This is a genomic window from Micromonospora sp. DT31 (genome assembly GCF_049841795.1).
Classification (GTDB): domain Bacteria; phylum Actinomycetota; class Actinomycetes; order Mycobacteriales; family Micromonosporaceae; genus Micromonospora.
The window spans coordinates 1-2,094 of record NZ_JBNCKZ010000050.1; the positions used below are offsets into that span (position 1 = coordinate 1).

General features: G+C 67.2%; 1 protein-coding gene. It reads left to right on the forward strand.

Features of this window, described 5'->3' with window-relative positions:
- Positions 1-2,094: type I polyketide synthase (locus ACLQ2X_RS28310; protein ID WP_425684124.1), on the forward strand; the 2,094-nt coding region annotated here is incomplete at both ends.

The window sequence follows — 2,094 nt, forward strand, 5'->3', positions numbered from 1 at the left end:
GACACGGCGTGTTCGTCGTCGTTGGTGGCGTTGCATTTGGCGGTGCAGGGGTTGCGGTCGGGTGATTGTGAGTTGGCGTTGGCGGGTGGGGTGGCGGTGATGGCGCGGCCGGCGTCGTTTGTGGAGTTTTCGCGGCAGCGTGGGTTGGCGGTGGATGGGCGTTGTAAGGCGTTTGCGGAGGGTGCGGATGGGACGGGTTGGGCGGAGGGGGTGGGGTTTTTGTTGGTGGAGCGTTTGTCGGTGGCGCAGCGTTTGGGGCATCGGGTGTTGGCGGTGGTGCGTGGTTCGGCGGTGAATCAGGATGGGGCGTCGAATGGTTTGACGGCGCCGAATGGTCCGTCGCAGCAGCGTGTTATTCGGCAGGCGTTGGGTGTGGCGGGTTTGGGTGTGGGTGATGTTGATGTGGTGGAGGGGCATGGGACGGGGACGCGTTTGGGGGATCCGATTGAGGCTCAGGCGTTGTTGGCGACGTATGGTTCGCGGTCGGGTTCGGTGCCGTTGTTGTTGGGTTCTTTGAAGTCGAATATTGGTCATGCGCAGGCGGCGGCGGGGGTTGCTGGTGTGATCAAGATGGTGTTGGCGTTGCGGGCGGGTGTGGTGCCGGCGTCGTTGCATGTGGATGAGCCGTCGCGGCAGGTGGATTGGTCGTCGGGTGGGGTGGAGTTGGTGACGGCTAATCGGGTGTGGCCTGAGGTGGGGCGGGTGCGTCGGGCGGCGGTGTCGTCGTTTGGTGTGTCGGGGACGAATGCGCATGTGATTTTGGAGGAGTTTCCGCGGGGTGCGGATCGTGTGGTTGGTGTGCGTGAGGTGGCGCCGTGTTTTCTGCCGTTTGTGGTGTCGGGTAGGAGTGAGGCGGCGTTGCGGGGGCAGGCGGGGCGGTTGGTGGGTGTGGGTGGTGATGTGGTGGATGTGGGTGCGTCGTTGTTGTCGGGTCGGGCGTTGTTTGATCGTCGGGCGGTGGTGGTGGCTGATGGTGTGGTGGGTTTGGGTGAGGGGTTGCGGGCGGTCGAGTCGGGTGTGGTGGCGGGGAATGTGGTGGTGGATTCGGGTCGGCGGGTGTCGGGTCGGACGGTGTTTGTGTTTCCGGGGCAGGGTTCGCAGTGGGTGGGGATGGGTGCGGCGTTGTGGCGGGACTCGGTGGTTTTCGCTGAGGTGATGGATGAGTGTGCGCAGGTGTTGGGTGATCTGGGTGTGGATTGGTCGTTGCGTGAGGTGGTTGCTGGTGGGCGGGGGGATCTGCTGGCGCGGGTGGATGTGGTGCAGCCGGCGTCGTTCGCGGTGAATGTGTCGTTGGCGGCGTTGTGGCGGGCGTGTGGTGTGGTCCCGGACGCGGTGGTGGGGCATTCGCAGGGTGAGGTGGCGGCGGCGTGTGTGGCGGGGGGTTTGTCGCTGGCGGACGGGTTGCGGGTGGTGGTGCTGCGGGCGCGGTTGATCGCGGCGCGGTTGGCGGGGCGGGGGGCGATGGCGTCGGTGTCGTTGCCGGAGTCGGTGGTGCGGCAGCGGTTCGCGGGGGTGCAGGTCGCGGCGGTCAACGCGGTGGGGTCGGTGGTGGTCAGCGGGGATCCGGACGCGGTGCGGGCGGTGGTGCAGGAGTGCGTCGAGCAGGACGTGCGGGCCCGGTTGGTGCCGGTGGACTATGCCTCGCATTCCTCGCAGGTGGAGGCGATCGAGGGGGAACTCGGCGAGGTCCTGGCCGGGGTGCGGGCGCAGGCGCCGCAGATCCCGTGGTTGTCCACCGTGGACTGCCGGTGGGTCGGTGACGCCGTCGAGCCCGGCTACTGGTTCCGTAACCTGCGCCAGCAGGTCCGTTTCGCCGACGCGGTGCGGGAACTACTCACCGCGGGCTTCGACACCTTCATCGAGGTCAGCGCGCATCCGGTACTGGCCGTGCCGGTAGAGGAAACCATCGAGGACACCCGACCCGGACACGACGTGGTCGTCACCGGCACCCTACGCCGAGACGACGGCGGCCTCGACCGGTTCTACACCAGCGCCGCCGAACTGTTCGTCGCCCACGGCCCCGTCAACTGGCACCACGCCTACCACCACCTCCCCACCCACCACGCCGACCTACCCACCTACGCCTTCCAACAC